This window comes from Streptomyces sp. NPDC048606 (assembly GCF_040650855.1).
In the GTDB taxonomy this organism is placed as follows: domain Bacteria; phylum Actinomycetota; class Actinomycetes; order Streptomycetales; family Streptomycetaceae; genus Streptomyces.
The window spans coordinates 90,234-109,102 of sequence record NZ_JBEZIB010000016.1; the positions used below are offsets into that span (position 1 = coordinate 90,234).

At 74.4% G+C, this 18,869-nt stretch carries 12 protein-coding genes; 6 read left to right on the top strand and 6 right to left on the bottom strand.

The window, feature by feature from the left end:
* Window positions 1-31 precede the first annotated feature (31 nt).
* Together AB0D01_RS19065 and dnaE are read right to left on the bottom strand one after the other, a co-directional pair.
* Window positions 32-1,024, bottom strand: a complete 993-nt coding sequence (locus AB0D01_RS19065) for a hypothetical protein (RefSeq protein WP_363056633.1) — start codon at window positions 1,022-1,024, stop codon at window positions 32-34.
* The gene (dnaE, locus tag AB0D01_RS19070; RefSeq protein ID WP_363056746.1) at window positions 1,021-4,779 is read right to left on the bottom strand and encodes a DNA polymerase III subunit alpha; all 3,759 of its coding nucleotides are present in this window, start codon (window positions 4,777-4,779) and stop codon (window positions 1,021-1,023) included. Before dnaE ends, AB0D01_RS19065 begins: the two co-directional genes overlap by 4 nt.
* Before the next feature lie 115 nt (window positions 4,780-4,894).
* On the opposite strand from dnaE, the gene AB0D01_RS19075 reads away from it, so the two are divergent.
* A complete protein-coding gene (locus AB0D01_RS19075; protein WP_363056635.1) occupies window positions 4,895-6,034 on the top strand; it encodes a DUF3533 domain-containing protein in 1,140 nt (379 codons plus the stop codon).
* A complete protein-coding gene (locus AB0D01_RS19080; RefSeq protein WP_363056637.1) occupies window positions 6,031-6,693 on the top strand; it encodes an acetate uptake transporter in 663 nt (220 codons plus the stop codon). The genes AB0D01_RS19075 and AB0D01_RS19080 overlap by 4 nt, the downstream gene beginning before the upstream one ends.
* A gap of 36 nt (window positions 6,694-6,729) precedes the next feature.
* On the opposite strand, the gene AB0D01_RS19085 is transcribed toward AB0D01_RS19080, so the two are convergent.
* The gene (locus AB0D01_RS19085) at window positions 6,730-8,382 is read right to left on the bottom strand and encodes an amidohydrolase (RefSeq protein ID WP_363056639.1); all 1,653 of its coding nucleotides are present in this window, start codon (window positions 8,380-8,382) and stop codon (window positions 6,730-6,732) included.
* 103 nt (window positions 8,383-8,485) lie between these two features.
* Window positions 8,486-9,877, bottom strand: a complete 1,392-nt coding sequence (locus AB0D01_RS19090; protein WP_363056641.1) for a cytosine permease — start codon at window positions 9,875-9,877, stop codon at window positions 8,486-8,488.
* 180 nt (window positions 9,878-10,057) lie between these two features.
* Between AB0D01_RS19090 and AB0D01_RS19095 the strand changes: the two genes are divergently transcribed.
* Window positions 10,058-10,660 (top strand): TetR/AcrR family transcriptional regulator, encoded by a 603-nt coding sequence (locus AB0D01_RS19095; RefSeq protein ID WP_363056643.1) that lies wholly within the window; start codon window positions 10,058-10,060, stop codon window positions 10,658-10,660.
* 132 nt (window positions 10,661-10,792) lie between these two features.
* Here AB0D01_RS19095 and adhE read toward each other — a convergent pair whose 3' ends face one another.
* Window positions 10,793-13,414 (bottom strand): bifunctional acetaldehyde-CoA/alcohol dehydrogenase, encoded by a 2,622-nt coding sequence (adhE, locus tag AB0D01_RS19100; protein ID WP_363056645.1) that lies wholly within the window; start codon window positions 13,412-13,414, stop codon window positions 10,793-10,795.
* 324 nt (window positions 13,415-13,738) lie between these two features.
* Between adhE and AB0D01_RS19105 the strand changes: the two genes are divergently transcribed.
* The gene (locus AB0D01_RS19105) at window positions 13,739-14,638 is read left to right on the top strand and encodes an alpha/beta hydrolase (protein ID WP_363056647.1); all 900 of its coding nucleotides are present in this window, start codon (window positions 13,739-13,741) and stop codon (window positions 14,636-14,638) included.
* 34 nt (window positions 14,639-14,672) lie between these two features.
* On the opposite strand, the gene AB0D01_RS19110 is transcribed toward AB0D01_RS19105, so the two are convergent.
* A complete protein-coding gene (locus tag AB0D01_RS19110) occupies window positions 14,673-15,248 on the bottom strand; it encodes an NADPH-dependent FMN reductase (RefSeq protein WP_363056649.1) in 576 nt (191 codons plus the stop codon).
* 456 nt (window positions 15,249-15,704) lie between these two features.
* Here AB0D01_RS19110 and fxsB point away from each other — a divergent pair, with 456 nt between their 5' ends.
* Both fxsB and AB0D01_RS19120 read left to right on the top strand, forming a co-directional pair.
* Window positions 15,705-17,969: a radical SAM/SPASM protein FxsB, inactivated metallohydrolase extension form gene (gene fxsB / locus AB0D01_RS19115; RefSeq protein ID WP_363056650.1), complete on the top strand. Its 2,265-nt coding sequence runs from the start codon at window positions 15,705-15,707 to the stop codon at window positions 17,967-17,969.
* Window positions 17,970-18,064: 95 nt separating this feature from the next.
* Entirely contained in the window at window positions 18,065-18,850 is a 786-nt protein-coding gene (locus tag AB0D01_RS19120) for an AAC(3) family N-acetyltransferase (protein ID WP_363056748.1), read from the top strand.
* Window positions 18,851-18,869: the final 19 nt, after the last annotated feature.

The window sequence follows — 18,869 nt, forward strand, 5'->3', positions numbered from 1 at the left end:
AGGCCCCGCTCCCCCGGCGCCCGGCCCCGCTTCAGGCGAGGACGGGGCTCCGGCGCGGGAACGTCGCCGCGGGGCGGACGGTGCCCGGGCCGAAGCGGGCGTTGGCCCGGTCGACGGCGGCCTCGACGGTGAGGCGGGACTCGCGGACGGCGTCGAGGGTGAGCTGTCGGGTGACGGGGCCGGCGCCGGTGAGGTCCTCGGCGCGCAGGACCATCCCGGTCAGCCGGGCCCGTTGGAGGCCGGCGGCGTCCATGAGGCGGTAGGCGAGGGTGCGGAGATCCTCGTCGTGGGCGGAGGGTTCGAGGAGGCGTCGGGTCTTCTCCCAGCGGGTGCCGTCCGCGAAGCGGAGGGTCAGGGTCAGGGCCCGGGCGGCCTGTCGACGGCCGCGTAGTTCGGTGCCGAGGCGCACGACGAGGGTGAGCAGGGCGGCCCGGGCGTGGGGGCCGTCGAGCTCCTGGCGGTCGAAGCGGGTGCGGGCCGTGGCGGAGGCGGGCAGGTCGCGGGGGGTGACGGGCCGGGGGTCGACGCCGCGGGCGCGTTCGACGGCGAGCCGGCCGGCGCGCGTGCCGAGGATCCGTTCGACGACCCCGGCCGGGACCGCGGTGAGGGCTCCGACGGTGTGGAGCCCGTAGCCGCGCAGGGCCTTCGCCTGCCGGTCGCCGAGGCCGTGGAGGGCCTCGACGGGCAGGGGGGCGAGGAAGGCGGGCACGGCGTCGTCGGGGACGGCGAGGATCCCGCCGGGTTCGGGGACCCGGTCGGAGGCCGTGGCCGCCACGGACCGGGTGCCGGCGACGCCGATGCGGACGTCGGTGCCGAGCCGGGCGACGGTGCGCAGTCGTACGAGTTCGGCGATGCGGGCCGGGTCCGCGCCGAAGTACCGCTGGGCGCCGCGGACCTGGACCAGGGCGGCGCGCGGTGGCAGGGCCTGGACCAGGGGGGAGAACTCGCGGAGCAGTGCGAGGACCTCGCGGTAGCCCTCTTCGGTCAGGACGGCGGCGCAGCGGACGTGCAGGATCGCGGTCATCCGGCGCTCCCGGGGCTGGAGTGCCAGAGCTTGCGGCCGGTCGCGGCGCGGTCGCCGGGCGGCTGGAGGTCGGCCCACGGGTTCATCTCGTAGCCGGTCGGGAGGTGGATGCGGCGGCCGGTGTCGCCGGAGGCGTCCCGGGTGCGGCCGGGGTGTCCGTGGGGCGCGGGGGGTTCGGCGAGGCGGGCGGTGACGGCTTCGAGGCCGCCGCGGGTGCGCAGTTCGGCGAGTTCGGCGAGGTTCCAGGCGGCGGCTCCGACGATGCTGAGGCTCTGCGGGCCGCGCCGCTGGACGACTCCCCGTACGAGCAGCAGGAAGGAGTGGAAGACGGTGTGCGCGCAGGCCTCCTGGCTGTCGTCGAAGAAGGCCAGGTCGACCAGGCCGGTGCCGTCGTCGAGGGTGGTGAAGATGACGCGGCGGCCGGAGCGGATCGGCGGGGTCTGGGTGGCGGCCTTGGCGCCGGCGACGAGGACGGTCCGGCCGTGCGCGGTGTCGCGCAGTCGGTGGGCCGGGGTGACGCCGAGTTCGGCGAGGAAGGCGTGGTGGTCGCCCATCAGGTGGCGGGAGGCGTCCATGCCGAGGACCCCGAGTTCGGCGCTGAGCCGTTCGGCCTCGGTGAGGTCGGGCAGGCCCACGGGGGCGGTGGAGCGGCCCCCGTCGAGGGGGAGCTGGGTCGCGCCCCGACCGGCGGTGCCGTGCCCGGCGGCGCCCCGGCCGCCGGTGGTGCCACGGCCGCCGGCGGCGCGCCGGTCGCCGTGCAGCTCGCTCAGGTGCAGCAGCAGGTCGCGGCGGTTGGCGCCGAAGGCGTCGAGGGCCCCGACCTGGGCGAGGCGTTCGGCGACGGGGCGGCCGGGGTGGGCGCGTTCCCAGAAGTCGCGCAGGGAGGCGTAGGGGCGACCGGTCTCGACGCGCAGGGCTTCGGCCTCGCCGATGCCGTGGACGTCGACGAGCCCGAGGCGCAGGCCCCAGCGCTCCGGCGGACCGGACACCAGTTCGATGCGGTGGGCGACCGCCGAGTGGTTCACGTCCAGCGGCAGCACCGGTACGCCGCGCCGGCGGGCGTCCGCCAGCAGCAGCCGCTTGGGGTACATGCCGGGGTCGTGGGTGAGCAGTCCGGCGTAGAAGGCGGCCGGGTGGTGGGCCTTGAGCCAGGCCGACTGGTAGGTGGGGACGGCGAAGGCCACGGCGTGCGCCTTGCAGAAGCCGTAGCTGCCGAAGGCCTCGACGATCTCCCAGGTACGGGCGACGACCTCGGGGGCGTACCCCTTCGCGCGGGCGGCGGCGGCGAACCAGGCCTTGATCCGCCCCTGCGACGGCGGGTCGGACAGGCCGCGCCGGACCCGGTCGGCCTCGTCGCGCCCGCAGCCGGTCATGACGTGCACGATCTCGATGATCTGTTCGTGGAAGACGACCACCCCGTGGGTCTCGCGCAGCGCGTCGGCCAGGTCGGGGTGCGGGAAGCGTACGGGGGCGCGGCCGTGCCGGGCCTCGATGAAGGGGCGCACCATGTCGGCGGCGACCGGGCCGGGGCGGAAGAGGGAGATGTCGACGACGAGGTCGTGGAAGGTGCTCGGCAGGAGGCGGCCGATGAGGTCGCGCTGGCCCGGGGACTCGATCTGGAAGCAGCCCAGCGTCTCGGCGGAGCGGATCAGCTCGTACGTGGGTGCGTCGCCGGGCGGGACCTGCGCCGGGTCGTCGAGGTCGAGTTCCCGGCCGTCGGCGCGGCGCAGTTCGGCGACGGCGTGGGCCATCGCGGACTGCATCCGCACGCCCAGCACGTCGAGTTTGAGCAGCCCGAGGTCCTCCACGTCGTCCTTGTCGAACTGGGACATGGGCAGCCCCTCGCCGCTGGTGGGCACCACCGGGGTGCGGGCGAGCAGCGAGGCGTCGGAGAGCAGCACCCCGCACGGGTGCATGGCGACCCCGCGCGGCAGGGCGTCCAGGGCCTCGACGAGGTCCCACATCCGTGCGTACGCCTCCCCGCGCTCCCCCGCCTGTTCCTCGCGGAGCCCGCGCAGTTCGGGCAGTTCTGCCAGGGCGGCGCGGACGTCGCGGGCGCGGATGTGCGGGAAGGACTTGGCGAGGCGGTCGACGACGGCGGGGTCCATGGACAGGGCGGCGCCGACGTCGCGGACGGCGTGGCGGACGCGGTAGGTCTCGGGCATGGAGACGGTGGCGACGCGTTCGGCGCCGAAGCGGTCGAGGACGCGGCGGTAGACCTCCAGGCGGCGGGCGGATTCCACGTCGATGTCGATGTCGGGCAGGACGCGGCGGCGGCGGGACAGGAAGCGTTCCATCAGCAGGCCGTTGGCGACGGGGTCGGCGTGGGCGATGCCGAGGAGGTGGTTGACGAGGGAGCCCGCGCCGGAGCCCCGGGCGGCCACCCGGATGCCCATCTCGCGCACGTCGTCGACGACCCGGGCGACCGTCAGGAAGTAGGAGGCGTAGCCGTGGAAGGCGATGACGTCGAGTTCCTCGTGCAGCCGGTCCCAGTACGCGCGGTCGTGGGCGTGGCCGCGCAGCACCATGCCGGCCGCGGCGCGGGAGGCGAGGACCCGCTGGGCGGTGCGCCGTTCGGCGCCGACGAGGCGGGCCTCGGGGAAGTGCACGGAGCCGATGCCGAGGTCGTCCTCGGGGTCGACGCGGCAGGCCTCGGCGGTCTCGCGGGTACGGGCGAGCAGCCGGCGGGCGTCGGCGGGGCGAAGCCCTGCGGCCTCGGTGATCCGTTCGGCGGCCCGGGCCATGGCGGTGGGGTCCTTGAGCCAGCGTTCGCCGCCGTCGAGGGGCCCCCTGGGGTCCACGGGGACCAGGCGCCGGGCCGAGTCGAGGACGTCGGCGACGGGGCCCTGGCCGGGGTCGGCGTAGCGGACGGCGTTGGTGAGGACGGCCGCGACGCCCTGCTCGGCGGCGAAGCCGACGGTACGGGCGGCCAGCCGCAGGGAGCCGGGTCCGGTGCCGGGGCGGCCGTGGTGGACGGCTTCGAGGCGCAGGGCGTCGCCGTAGGCCTCCCGCCAGGGCGCGAGGAGCCGGGCGGCCCGGTCGGGGCGGCCGGCGGCGAGGGCGCGGCCGACCTCGGAGGCGGGTCCGAGCAGGACGAACACGCCGTCGCCGCCCAGGGCCTCGCGGGGCAGCAGCGGCGGGCGCCGGGAGGGGAGGCCGAGAGCGGGGGCGGCGGGGTCGAAAGCGGCAGGGTCGAAAGCGGCGGGGGCAAGGGCACCGGGGCCGAGCGCGCCGGGGCCGAGGGCGGGCGCCGGGGCCGGGCGCGGGTCCCCGGCGGCGGGGGCGGTCGCGGCGGAACCCGCGCCCGGTCCGGCCCCCCGGCCGGACCGGGCGTGGGCGGCGGTGACCAGCCGGCACAGCCGCGCCCAGCCGGTGGCGCCGTCCCGGGCCAGGAACAGGGCCCGGGGGGCGGACTCGTCGACGAAGGCCCCGCCCTTGACGGGGACCCGGCGCCGGTACGAGACCTCCCCGGCCGCCCCGCGCGGCGCGGGGGACGGCTCCCCCGGCCCGGCGGGGGCCACGGCCAGGTCCACGCCGAACAGGGGGCGGATCCCGGCCTCGGCGGCGGCCTTCGCGAAGCGCACCGCTCCCGCGAGGGTGTCGCGGTCGGTCAGGGCGAGCGCGTCCATGTCCCTTTCGGCGGCGCGTTGCGCCAGCCGCTCCGGGTGCGAGGCCCCGTACCGCACGGAGAACCCCGAAACGGTGTGCAGATGCGTAAAACCAGGCACCCGCGGCCTCCTGCTTCGCTCGATCATCACCTCCCCCGTCTCCACCATAGAGCAATTCGAATATCCGTGCGAAACATGTGTTCGATCATCCATTCGGCGCTCCCCTGCTGCGCCCGCCCCCCTCCGCCCGGAGCGTGGGGGCATGACCCAGCCCACCCAGAACCCCGAGGCCGGCCCGGAGGGTCACGGCTTCCTCGCCGAGGTCAAGGACGCCGTGACCCTCCGGGCCGCCCTGCTGGTCCTGGGCGTACTGGCCCTCCAGCTGGCCTTCGTCACCTCCTACATCGGCGCCTTCCACCATCCGAAGCCGCACGAGGTCCCGCTCGCGGTGGCGGCCCCCGTCGCCGGGGTGGCCGAGCAGACGGCGCGGCAGCTCGCGGAGCTGCCCGGCAAGCCCCTGGACCCCAGCACCGTCGCCGACGAGGCCGAGGCCACGCACCGGATCCGCGAGCGGGAGGTGGACGGGGCCCTGATCGTCGACCCGGCCGGGAAGACCGACAGGCTCCTCGTCGCGAGCGGCGGCGGGGCCTCCCTCTCCCAGGCCCTGGAGGAGGTCGTCGGCCGGGCCGAGGTGGCGCGGGGGCGCGCGGTGCGGGTCGTCGACGTGGCCCCCGCCGACCGGGGCGACAGCCGCGGGCTCAGCTCCTTCTACCTGGTCGTCGGCTGGTGCGTGGGCGGCTACCTGTGCGCCGCGATCCTCGCGATCAGCGCCGGCGCCCGGCCCGCGAACTCCGCCCGCGCCGTCGTCCGGCTCGGCGCGCTGCTGCTGTACGCCCTCGTCGCCGGACTGCTCGGCGCAATCATCGCCGGCCCGGTCCTCGGCGCGCTGCCCGGCTCCCTGCCGGCCCTGTGGGGACTCGGCACCCTGGTCGTCTTCGCCGTCGGCGCCGTCACCCTGGCCCTCCAGGGGCTCGCGGGCGTGGTCGGCATCGGCCTGGCGATCCTGCTGATCGTGGTGTTCGGCAACCCGAGCGCGGGCGGCGCCTACGCATACCCTCTGCTGCCGCCGTTCTGGAGCGCCATCGGACCGGCGCTCCCGCCGGGGGCCGGGACGTACGCCGCGCGTTCCATCGCCTACTTCCGGGGCAACGGCGCGGGCGGCCCGATGCTGGTGCTGGCCGCCTGGGCGGTGGTGGGCGCCGCCGTCACCCTCGCCTGCGCCGTGTTCCGGCGCGGCCGGCCGGGGGCCGCGGTGGGCAGCGGCCTCCCCGACGACGCCCCGTCCGTCCCCCGCTTCGCCGCCGAGGGCGCCGAGGGCGGCGAGGGCGGCGGGAGCCGGTGAACACCCCCGCCCTGCGCAACCGGCAGGGGCCCGCCGAACAGGCCGTCTCCGTCAAGCGGATGGAACCGAGCGCCCAGGCCCAGCTGGGCGCCCTCGGCCTGACCGGCTTCATCGTGGTCACCGTCATCGCGACCGGAGTCGACGCGGGGATCCTCCCCGAAAGGCTCGGGCACCCGGTGCTGCCCCTGGTCGGATTCTTCGTCGGCGGTCTCGCCCAACTCCTCGCCGGGCTGTTCCAGGCCCAACGCGGCGACACCTGGCACGCCACCGTCTTCGGCGGCTTCGGACTCTTCTGGATGGCGAAGGCATGCCTCCTCCAGTGGGTGCTGCCGGGCCTGGACGCGGACCTGCGCGGAGAGGTGAGCGCGGTGTTCACCCTGCCCTGGGTGTTCGTGGTGTTCGTCCTGTGGCTCGGCAGCCTGCGCATCCACCTGGTGCTGCTGTCGACCTTCACGTGCGTGCTGGTCGTCTTCGTCGGGATGACGGTCAGCGGGTTCACCGGATCCCAGACGTGGCTGCGGATCACGGGCTGGTCCGGCCTGCTCGCCGCGCTGGGGGCCACGTACCTGCTCGCCGGTCAGATCATGGCGAGCACCTGGGGACGCCAGGTGCTGCCGATGGGCCGCTTCCTCGCCCCCGAGGAACACCCGGAGGCCTGACGCCCCGGCCCGCAACCGACCCCGCCGGCGCCCGCCCTACGCGGTGTGGACCACCTCTCCCGCCACGACCACCGTCTCGGCGACGGTGCCGAGGATCTCCTGCGGCGGGACGCGCAGGATGTCCCGGGACAGGACCACGAAGTCCGCCGCCTTGCCGACCGTGAGGGAACCCCGCTCCCGGTCGAGGAAGTTGGCGCGGGCGGAGCCCATCGTGTAGCCGTACACCGCCGTCTCCACGTCGACCGTCTCCTGCGGCTGCCACGCCGGGCCGCCGTCGAGGGAGCGGCGGGTGACCGCCGTGTAGATGCCGATCATCGGGTCCATCTCGGCGACGTTCCAGTCGCTGGAGAAGGCGAGCGTCGCCCCCGCCTCGTGCAGGCTGCGCATCGGCCACGCCTTGTGCCAGCGCCCCTCCCCCACGTTCTCGGCCCAGTCCTTGCCGGGGCCCGCGATCTCCGGCGCGCAGTGGCGGGGCTGCATGCAGGCGACCACGCCCAGCTCCGCGAAGCGCGGCACGTCCTCGGGGTCGAGGCACTCCACGTGGACGACCTGGTGGCGGGCGTCGCGCGGGCCGTTCAGCGCGCGGGCGTGCGCCACCGCGTCCAGGACGGTACGGATGCCCCGGTCCCCGGTGGCGTGGACGAAGCACTGGAACCCGCGCGCGTCCAGCTTCGCCAACAGGTCCGCGAACTCCTCCGCCGGATAGAAGGTCTCGCCCCGGTGGCGTCCGCAGCCCGTGTACGGCTCCAGCAGGGCGGCGGTACGGGGTTCCACCACGTCGTCGATGTACAGCTTGAGCGGGCCCACGCGCAGCCGGTCGTCGGCGAAGCGGCGTGCCGCGTCGGCGAACTCGTCCAGGTCGGCGTCGTCCGTGCCGCGCGGGTGGAAGAGCGCGGCGACGACGCGGGAGCGCAGCCGGCCCTCGGCGCGGGCCCGTTCGTACAGCTCCAGGTCGTCGAGGGAGTTCTGCGGTTCCACGACGGTGGTGATGCCGAAGCCGATGGCGTCGTCGAGGCTCTTGGCGAGGCGCCCGTACTGCCGGTCGGGCGAGGCCCAGGGCACGCCCAGCTCGCGCAGGGCCCGGTGGCCGGCGCGGGAGAGGCCCTTGACGGCGAAGTCCTTGACGAAGCCGGTCGGCTCTCCGGTCTCCGGGTCCGTGGCGGCGGTGCCGAAGGGGAGGTCGGTGCGGTCGCGGGTGACGCCGAGGCGGCGCATGGCGGCGGTGTTCAGCCAGGCCGTGTGGACGTCGTACGAGAGGACGATCGCCGGCGTGTCCCCGGTGACGGGGTCCAGGTCGGCCGCGCACGGCATCCGCCCGCCGGGCAGGGCCGAGTAGTCGAAGGCCTCGGCCTCGATCCACTCGGCGTCGGGGTGCTCCACGTGCCAGGCCCATATCCGCTCGTGGATGCCCTCCAGGGTGTTCGCCCCGGCCAGCTGCACGCAGTCGGCGTCGGAGCCGAGGCGGACGTGGTTGTGGGCGTCGACGAAGCCGGGCAGGACGAGTCGGCCGCCCGCGTCGAGGCGTTCGGTGTCCGGGCCGGCCCAGGCGTCGGCCTCGGCGTCGGGGCCCACCCAGACGATCAGCCCGTCGCGGACGGCGAGGGCCTGGGCCTCGGGCAGGTCGGGGTCCACGGTGTGGACGCGGGCGCCGGTGAGCAGCAGGTCGGCGGGGAGGGGGTGGTGAGGCATGGGTGGTGCTCCAGGGGTGCCGTGCGGTGTGCGGGGGGGGCGATGCGGTGCGGAGGGGCGGGCGGCGGGGGGGCGGCGCCGGGCGGGCGGCGCCGGGCGGCCCTCAGGCGGCCGGGGCGTAGGCGGGTACGCGGCGGCGGGCGAGGGCCCAGTAGACGAGGCCGGAGACGAGCGCGCCGAGCAGGGTGAGGTCGGCGCCGCCGAGCGGGGCGACGAGCGGCCCGGTCCACAGTTCGGAGTCGCAGGTCAGGGCGGCGAAGGTCATGCCGGCGAGCAGGGCGGCCAGGCCGGCGGGGTGGTAGCCGGAGCGGTACCAGTAGGCGCCGGCGGCGCCCGCGTGCAGGGCGTCGGCGTCGTAGTGGCAGCGCCGCAGCAGCATGTCGGCGAGGAAGACGCCGCCCCAGGGCGCGAACACGATGATCAGGAGGGAGAGGAAGGAGAGCAGGGAGGTGGTGAAGTCCGTCAGGAACAGGGCGGCGAGGGAGCCGACCGCGGTGACGGCGGCGCTGATGACGATGGCCCGGGCGCGGTTCCACGGGATGCCGAGGACCTGGAGGTTCAGGCTGGAGGAGTACAGCGTGATGATCGAGTTGGTGACGGAGCCGCCGAGGACGAGGGCGAGGAACAGCGGCTGGAACCAGCCGGGCAGCAGGCTCTCGGCGCCGGCGACGGCGTCGGTCATGTCGGTCTGGGTGGCGGCGGCGACGCCGGCGACGCCGAGGGCGACGGAGGAGAGGAAGCCGCCGAGGGCGCCGGTCCAGGTGATGGACCTCAGCGTGGTGGTGCGGGGCAGGTAGCGGGTGTAGTCGGCGGGCATGGGCACGTACGAGAACGGCCCGGCGAACATGACCACGAAGGCCAGGCTCCAGCCGGAGAGCCCGGCGGGGGTCGCCGGGGCGGCGGTGTCGGCGCCGGGCAGGACGAACAGGAGCAGGGCGCCGAAGCCGGCGGCGAGGACGTAGGCCATCCAGCGTTCGGCGAACTGCACGGTGGCGTGGCCCCACATGGCGACGGCGAAGGTCAGCGCGAGGGTGAACCCGAGGGCGAGGGCCCGGCCCGTCGTGCCGCCCGGCCCGCCGATCCCGGCGAGGAAGACCTCCAGCGCGAGCGTGCCGACCACGGTGTTGACGATGGTGTAGCCGATGCTCACCACCCAGTTGAGGACACCGGCCGGGAAGTTGCCGCGCACGCCGAAGGCGGCCCGGGAGACGACCAGGGTGGCGGTGCCGGTGCGGATGCCGGCGAGGCCGGCGGCGCTGATGACGAAGAAGGACAGTCCGCCGATCACGACGACGGCGGTGGCCTGCCAGAAGGAGAGCCCGAAGGCGACGGCGAGGGCGCCGTTGATCACGTAGGTGAAGGTGAGGTTGGAGCCGAACCAGAGCCAGAAGAGGTCCTTGGCGCTGCCGTGGCGTTCGGAGTCGGGGATGGGGTCGATGCCGTGTGTCTCGACCCGGAACACCTCGTCGACGTCGGCTGTCTCCTGCTGCCCCATGACGGACCCCTGACTGTGTGCGCGGTGGGCGAACTGCGATCGGGCCGCGGGTGCGCCGCGAGCGATCTTGAATGCCGTTCTAAGTTCTTGAATGGCATTCAAGATGAGGGTTCGACGGCGAGCCCGTCAAGACCCTGTCCGGGATAAGGTCGGGCCAGGGAGATCCGGAGGGCGGGAGCGGTGGCGGGAGCAGCGCGGCGGCGCGACGGGCGGATCGCCCAGGAGCGGATGCTGGAAGAGGCCATGCGGGCCATCGCCGAGGACGGACTGGCCGCGCTCACCATGTCCGCGCTGGCCGACCGGCTCGGCACCAGCGGCGGCCACATCCTGTACTACTTCGGCAGCAAGGACCGGCTCCTGCTGGAGGCCCTGCGCTGGAGCGAGGAACTGCTCACCGCGGAGCGCCGGGCCCTGCTGGCCCGCCGGGTGACGGCGGCGCGCAAGCTGGACCAGTTCATCGAGCTGTACCTGCCGCGGGGCCCCCGCGACCCGCGCTGGACGCTGTGGATCGAACTGTGGGCGCGCACGGCGTCCAACGAGCCGCTGAAGGCCGCCCAGGAGGAGATCGACGACGGCTGGCGGCGCGATCTGGAGGCGCTGCTGACCCGGGGCGTGGAGCAGGGCCGCCTCGCGCCGGTGGACGTGCCGGCGCGGGCATCGGAGCTGCTGGCCCTGCTGGACGGCCTGAGCACCCGGGTCGTCCTCGGCCAGCGCGGCGCGGACCGGGCCGGGGCGCTGGAGCGGGCCCGCTCGGCGGCGGCCCTGCTGGTGCCGCCGGCCTGAGGCGCCCGGCCTGAGGCGCCCGGCCTGAGGCGCCCGGCAGGCCCGCCCCGACCCCGACCCGGATACGACGCGACGGCCCGCCCGGAGCCTGAGGACTCCGGGCGGGCCGTCGCGTGCGTCGGGGCGGGCGGGTCAGCGACCCTCGGCCGGGGCTCCCTCCGCGTTGCCGTAGTAGGCCTGGAGCATCAGCCGGCGCATGTCGTCGATCATCGGCATCCGCGGGTTGGCCGGGGCGCACTGGTCGGCGTAGGCGTTCGCGGTCTGCTGCGGGAGGGCCTCGACGAAGGCGGCCTCGTCGACTCCCTGCTCGGCGAAGGAGGCGGGGATCCCGCACCGCGTGCGCAGCTCCTCGACGGCCCGGGCGTAGGACTCGACGCCCTCGGCGGCGGTGTCGGCCGGCAGGCCGAGCATCCGGGCGATCTCCTGGAAGCGCTCCGGCGCCCGGTAGACCTCCGCCTTCGGCCACGGGGTGGCCTTGTGCGTGACCGTGCCGTTGTGGCGGATCACGTGCGGCAGCAGGATCGCGTTGGTGCGGCCGTGGGCCACCTTGAAGGTGTTGCCCAGGGTGTGGGCCATGGCGTGCACCAGGCCGAGGAAGGCGTTGGCGAAGGCCATGCCCGCCACCGTCGAGGCGTTGTGCATCTTCTCGCGGGCCTCGGGGTCGTTCGGGCCGTCGACCACGCACCGCTGCAGGTTCTCGAAGATCAGCTTGATCGCCTGGAGGCAGAGCCCGTCCGTGTAGTCGTTGGCGTACGCGGACACGTACGCCTCCGTGGCGTGGGTCAGGGCGTCGAAGCCGGAGTCGGCCGTCACCTCGGGCGGCAGGCCCATCGACAGGACCGGGTCGACGATGGCCACGTTCGGGGTCAGCGCGTAGTCGGCGAGCGGGTACTTCTGCGCCGCGACCGGGTCGGAGATGACCGCGAAGGGGGTGACCTCGGAGCCGGTGCCCGAGGTGGTCGGGACGGCGACCAGCCGGGCCTTCTCGCCGAGCGAGGGGAAGGTGTAGGCCCGCTTGCGGATGTCGAAGAACTTCTCCTTCGTGTCGGCGAACTCCACCTCCGGGCGCTCGTACATCAGCCACATGATCTTGGCCGCGTCCATCGGGGAGCCGCCGCCGAGGGCGATGATCGTGTCGGGGCCGAACTCCCGCATCATCGCCGCGCCGGCGCGCACGGTGGCGAGCTCGGGGTTGGGCTCGACGTTGTCGATGACCTGGATGGAGACCGCGCCGGGACGGGAGTTCAGGATGTCGGTGACCCGCTGGACGAAGCCGAGGGAGACCATCGTCTTGTCGGTGACGATCGAGACGCGGCCGATGCCGTCCATCGCCCCCAGGTAGCGCAGGGAGTTGCGCTCGAAGTAGATCTTCGGCGGGACCTTGAACCACTGCATGTTGTTGTTGCGCCGTCCGATCCGCTTGACGTTGATCAGGTTGACCGCGCTGACGTTGTCGGACACCGAGTTGTGGCCGTACGAACCGCAGCCGAGGGTGAGCGAGGGCAGGAAGGCGTTGTAGACGTCGCCGATGCCGCCGAAGGTGGAGGGCGAGTTGGCGATGACGCGGACCGCCTTGACCCGCCGGCCGAACTCCTCGACGAGCTCCTCGTCCTCGGCGTGGATGGCGGCGCTGTGCCCCAGCCCGTGGAACTCGACCATCCGCGCGGCGAGTTCGAGGCCGTGCCCGGTGTCGTCCGCCTTCAGGACGGCCAGGATCGGGGAGAGCTTCTCGCGGGTGAGCGGTTCGCCCTCGCCGACCTCGTGGCACTCGGCGAGCAGGAGGGAGGTGCCCTCGGGGACCGTGAAGCCGGCCTGTTCGGCGATCCACCGGGCGGACTTGCCGACGACCGCCGCGTTCAGGCGGGCGCCGGAGCAGTCGGCGGCGTGGGCCGTCGTACCGAAGACGTACTGCTCCAGCTTGGTCTTCTCGGCGGCGGTGACCACGTGGGCCCCGAGCCGCTCGAACTCGGCCACGCCGCGTTCGTAGATCTCGGCGTCGAGGATGACGGCCTGCTCGGAGGCGCAGATCATGCCGTTGTCGAAGGTCTTGGAGAGCGCGATGTCGTGGATCGCCCGGCCCAGCCTGGCGCTCTTGTGGACGTACGCCGGGACGTTGCCGGCGCCGACGCCCAGGGCCGGCTTCCCGCAGGAGTAGGCGGCCTTGACCATGGCGTTGCCGCCGGTGGCGAGGATGGTCGAGACGCCCGGGTGGTTCATCAGGGCCGAGGTGGCCTCCATCGAGGGCTCCTCGATCCACTGGACGCAGTCCTCGGGGGCACCGGCGGCGACGGCGGCGTCGCGCACCGTGCGGGCGGCCTCGACGGAGCAGTTCTGCGCGGAGGGGTGGAAGGCGAAGACGATCGGGTTGCGGGTCTTCAGGGCGATCAGGGCCTTGAAGAGCGTGGTGGAGGTGGGGTTGGTGACGGGGGTCATCGCGCAGATCACGCCCACCGGCTCGGCGATCTCCGTGATGCCGGCGACCTCGTCGCGGCGGATGACGCCCGCGGTCTTCAGTCCGCGCATCGAGTTCACGACGTGCTCGCACGCGAAGAGGTTCTTGACGGCCTTGTCCTCGAACAGGCCGCGGCCGGTCTCCTCCACCGCCAGCCGGGCGAGTTCGCCGTGTCGCCCCAGCGCCGCCAGGGAGGCCTTCTTCACGATGTGGTCGACCTGCTCCTGACCCAGCGCCTCGAACCGCTCCAGCGCGCCCAGTGCGCCGCGGACCAGTCCGTCCACCCTCTCGTCGGCCTGCATGACGGGAACTCCTTCATTTCGACCCGGTCCGAACCGGTGACCCGTTTTCCTGATGACTCAATTCGACACCCGAAAGCGGAAGCCGCCCCGCCGAAAAAGCCCTTTCCCGGCGGGTCGAAGGACCGTTCACACGCGTTCACCTGCCCCACAAACCGGCTCTGACCTGCGAAGGAAGATCAGGACCTTGGACCCGCGTGCGCTTGTGAAAACTTTCACAAGAATTCCGGTCGAGTGCGCCCTACCGCATTCCCCCACCCGGGAGCACAATCGGCCTGACGGTCCACGTCGTGACGGTCCACGTCGACGGACGCGAAGGAGGAACGCGTGCGCCGAGAAGTGCGCACCGCGGAGGGACGCTCCCTCGTCGCGGAGCGCTGGGGCGACCCGGACGGCAAACCCGTCTTCCTGCTCCACGGCATGCCGGGCAGCCGCCTGGGGCCCGCCCCTCGGGGCATGGTGCTCTACCAGCGGCGCGTGCAGCTCATCGCCTACGACCGGCCCGGCTACGGCGGCTCCGACCGCCATCCCGGCCGCACCGTCGCCGACGTCGCCCGGGAGGTGGCCGCCGTCGCCGACGCCTTCGGCCTGGACGGCTTCGCCGTGGCCGGCCGCTCGGGCGGCGGACCCGGCGCCCTGGCCTGCGCCGCGCTGCTGCCCGAACGGGTCACGCGGACGGCCGCCCTGGTCCCCCTCGCCCCGAGGGACGCGGAGGACCTCGACTGGTTCGCCGGGATGGCCGCCTCCAACGTGGAGGCGTACAGCACGGCCGGCACCGACCCCGAGCGGCTCGTCGCCCGGATGATCCCCCGGGCCGCCGGCATCCGACGCGACCCGGGGCGCCTGCTGGACGAGCTGCGCCGGGAACTGACCGCGAACGACCGCATGATCGTCTCCGACGCCGGGTTGCGGGCGATGCTGCTGCGCAACTACCGGGAGGGCGTGCGCACCTCCGCGTGGGGGTGGATCGACGACATCCTCGCCTTCAGCGGCCCCTGGGGCTTCGACCCCGCCGACATCCGCTGCCCGGTGCTCATCTGGCACGGGGAGCTCGACGTCTTCTCCCCCGTCGGCCACTCCCGGTGGCTGGGCCGGCGCATCCCCGGCGCCACGACCACCATCGACCCGGCCGCCGCCCACTTCGCGGCGCTGCGCGCGCTGCCCGACGTACTCACCTGGCTGCTGCGCGAGTCGCCGACCCCGCTGGGCGAACAACAGCCGGTGTAGGGCGCGCCGCCCGGCGGCATCCGCGGGACACGGCTCAGGCGGGTTCGTCGGCGGCGGTGGCGGCGGCCGCCGCCTCGATCAGGGAGCCGAGCGCCGCGGACAGGCGCTCGCGCGCCGCCGGGTCCGCGATCGTCCCGTCGGCGTCGACCGTACGGGCGTCCACCGGGATCCGCGCGCAGGCGCCGTCCACCACGGCGGCGCCCGTGTAGCCGAGCACCGTGCGCAGGGCGGCCGAGGCGCCCTCGCCCCGGCCCGGGGCCGCCGCGTTCACCCAGGCGACGGGCTTGTCGCCGATCTCGGTGCCCCCGACGGTCCAGTCCAGCAGGTTCTTGAAGGCGCCCGGCAGCGTGCCCGCGTACTCCGGGCAGCAGATCAGCAGCGCGGAGGCCCCGGCGATGGCCTCCCGCAGCCGGGCCACCGGCTCGGGCAACGGGGCGCGGTCGTCATCGGGGTTGAAGTGCGGGAGCCCGCCGAGGCCGTCGTACAGGACGGTGCGCGGCGACCCGGGGACGCCGGGGGCCAGGGCCTGCGCGGTGCGCAGGACGGACTCGTTGGAGGAGCCGGCGCGCAGGCTTCCGGAGAGCAGGAGGATCACGGGGGGCGTGGTCATCGGCCCAACGTACCCACCGCCGGCACCCCGCGTGCACCGGGCGCCGGTCGCCCGTACACCCACACTGGAATGGATCTTGCATTGCGGCGAACGGCCGAATACGCCCTCTCGACAAATCCGCACCTCTTTCCATAGAACGCTTGACCAGGCGTCATGTCTCGGTTGCCAATGGGGGGTGGACGAGTAAAGTCCACGCTTGACAGCAGCGACGTGTTGGTGTCATTCCCTCCCCCTTTCACATGGCCTCCCCGAGGACGGTTCCGTGAACACTCCCGCAACCCCCCAGACCAGCACGGTCAAGGACCGTCCGGTCCCCGTCGCGAAGATCGATTTCCGTAGTGCCTCCGCCACCGCCGCACTCGGTCGCGTCCTTCCGTCGGAATCCGGTCGTCGCGTTCAGGCACCGATCTTCAACTCCGCGCTCTGACGGCGAAGTCCGCCCCTACACTGGCGGATATGACCGGCCTGATCGCATTTCGCGAGATCGTCCTCAAGGTCCACAGCAGGTGCGACCTCGCTTGTGATCATTGCTACGTCTACGAACACGCAGATCAGAGCTGGCGAGCCCGGCCGAAGGTGATCTCCCCCGGGGTCATTTCCCAGACCGCGTCGCGGCTCGCCGAACACGCGCGTGAGCACGCGCTCCCCTCCGTCACGGTGATCCTCCACGGAGGGGAACCCCTGTTGGCGGGCCCGGACCGACTCCGCCTCGTGTGCGAGGAGTTCACCCGCGCCCTCGCCGGGACGGCCGCGCTGGACCTGCGCATCCACACCAACGGCCTCCGGCTCGACCGTCGTTTCCTGGACCTCTTCGCCGAGTACGACGTCCGCGTCGGCATCAGCCTCGACGGGGACCGCGTCGCCAACGACCGCCACCGCCGCTTCGCGGACGGCCGCAGCAGCCACCCCCTGGTCCTGGCCGCGGTCGACCTGTTGCGCTCCGCGCCCTACCGCCGGCTCTACCAGGGCCTGTTGTGCACCGTGGACGTGGCCAACGACCCCGTCGCCGTCCTGGACGCGCTGGTCGAACTGGAGCCGCCCCGGGTGGACTTCCTCCTCCCGCACGCCACCTGGCAGACGCCGCCCCCGCGCCCCGACGGCGCCCCCGACGCGTACGCCCGCTGGCTGCTGCGCGTCTTCGACCGCTGGGAGGAGCGGGGCCGGCCGGTGCCCGTACGGCTCTTCGAGTCCCTGCTGTCGACGCTGCGCGGCGGGCCCAGCCTGACGGAGTCCCTCGGGCTCGCGCCGACCGACCTCGTGGTCGTCGAGACCGACGGGACGCTGGAGCAGGTCGACTCCCTCAAGAGCGCCTTCGACGGCGCCGCCGCCACCGGGTTCGACGTGTTCGACCACGCCTTCGACCGGGTCGCCGCCCACCCCGGGGTCCGTGCCCGGCAGCTGGGTCTGGCGGGAGTCAGCGAGACCTGCCGGCGCTGCCCCGTCGTACGTTCGTGCGGCGGCGGGCTGTACACCCACCGCTACCGGGAGGACGGACCCGCCGGGCCCGGCTTCGACCACCCGTCGGTCTACTGCTCCGACCTGCGCGAGCTCGTCGACGGGGTCGAGGGCCGCACCGCCTCCCGCGCGACCTCGCCCGAGCTGGCCGACCCGGCCGAGCTGGCCCGGTCCCAGGAGGAGCTGACCCGCGTCCTGCTGGCCCGGCTGGGCGGCGACCTGGCCGCCGACCCGGACTGGGCCCGGGCCTGGGAGCTGCTGGTCGGAATCGAGGAGGCCGGGGAGGCGGGGGCGCGGGCGCTGGCCGCGGTCCTGGAGCACCCCTTCACCCGGACCTGGGTGCTGGAAGCCCTGGAGGGCGTCCGCCGGGGACGCCCGGACGCCCCCGCGGCGGCCCGCCGGCTCGCCGCGCTGACGGCCGCGGCCGTGCTGCGCGGCGGGCTGGAACCGCGGGCCGAGGTGACCTACCGCGACGGCGAGGTCTACCTGCCGACGCTGGGGCTGCTGCGGCTCGGGGCCCCGGGCACCGACGGCCGGGCGGTCCTGCGCGCCGCCGACGGCGGGTACGCGGCGCGGGACGGGCGCACCGAGCACCGCTTCGGCCCGACGGCGGGGGACGCGCGGTGGCTGCCCGTACGGAGCTGGTCCCCCGGGCCCGGTCGCGCCCCGGTGGCGCTGGAGGACCTGGACCCGTACCGCAACTGCTTCGCGCGCCCGGCCCGGCTGCGCCTGGGGGCGGCCGAGGCGGAGGCCTGGCGGGGCCGGCTGGACGCGGCCTGGGCCCTGCTGCACCGCACCGTTCCCGGGTTCGCCCGGGAGGCCGCCGCCGGGCTGGACACGCTGACCCCGCTGGCCGGGGGCCCCCGCGCGGGGGGTTGGGGCGAGGCCGGACGCCACGGGCCGGGCGCGCTCGGCCTCCCGTACGCCGCCGGGGTCCGCGAGACCGCCCTGGCCCTGCTGACGGGCCGGCGACGGGCCCGGCTGCGGGCCCTGACGGAGGTGGCCGACCTGTACGCGCTGGACGGGGCCTGGCAGCACCCCTCGCCGTGGCGGACCCGCCCGGTCCCGGTGTCGCGGCTGCTGGCCGACGTGCACGAGCGGGTCGCCGTCGAGGCGTACCGGCGGGCGACGGGCACCCACGAGCCGGACGGGGCGGACCGCATCCACCGGGCCCTGGACCGGCTGTCGGAGGCCGCCGAGCTGACGGTGGACGGCAAGCACCTGCTGGCCCGGCTGCGCTGGGAGCTGAAGACGGTGGACGCGTGAGCGGGCCCGCCCACGCGGACCGACCCGGCCACCCGGACCGCCCCGCCGGCCCGCCGACCGCCGGACCCGTGCCCGGCCCGGCACCCGCCGGAACCGTGCCCGGCTCGGCGTACGCCCTGGCCGTGCACCTGCGGTCGCTCGGAGTGCGGCCCCGCCGGCCGCTGCTGGTCCACGCCGCCCTCGGCGGCACCGGGCTGCGGGCCGAGGTGCTGCGCGACGCGCTGAGGGGGGTGCTGGGCCCCCACGGCACGCTGGTGGTGCCGACGTTCACCCCGGAGAACTCCCTCACCTCCACCGCCCACCTGGCCCGGGTCGAGGGCCTCACGGAGCCCGAGAAGGCCCTCTTCCGCTCCCGGATGCCCGCCTTCGACCCCGGGCGGACCCCCTCCCAGGGGATGGGCGCGTTCGCCGAGACCGTCCGCACCACCGCCGGGGCCGCGCGCAGCGCGCATCCGCAGACCTCCTTCGCGGCGCTCGGCGCGGACGCCGCGCGGCTGTGCGCGGGCCACCGGCGGGAATGCCACCTGGGTGAGGAGTCGCCGCTGGGAAAGCTGTGTTGGGAGGGGGGCCAGGTACTCCTGATCAATGTGGGATTTTCGGCCTGCACGGCTTTCCATCTCGCGGAGTATCGAATTCCAAAGCCCCCCTTGCGCATGTACGACTGTGTGGTGAAGGTGAATCTTCCGGAGGGCGATCAGGGGGAGGAGTGGACCGCGTTCGAGGACGTCGCCCTGGACGACGGGGATTTCGCGGAGATCGGCGCGGCCTTCCCGGCTTCGCGGATGCGCCGGGGTCGGGTGGCCGGCGTGCCCGCGACCCTCTTCTCGCTCGCGGACGCGGTGGATCACGCCCTCGATTGGATGACCGAAAACAGACGCTGATTGACTGAACGAGGAGGGG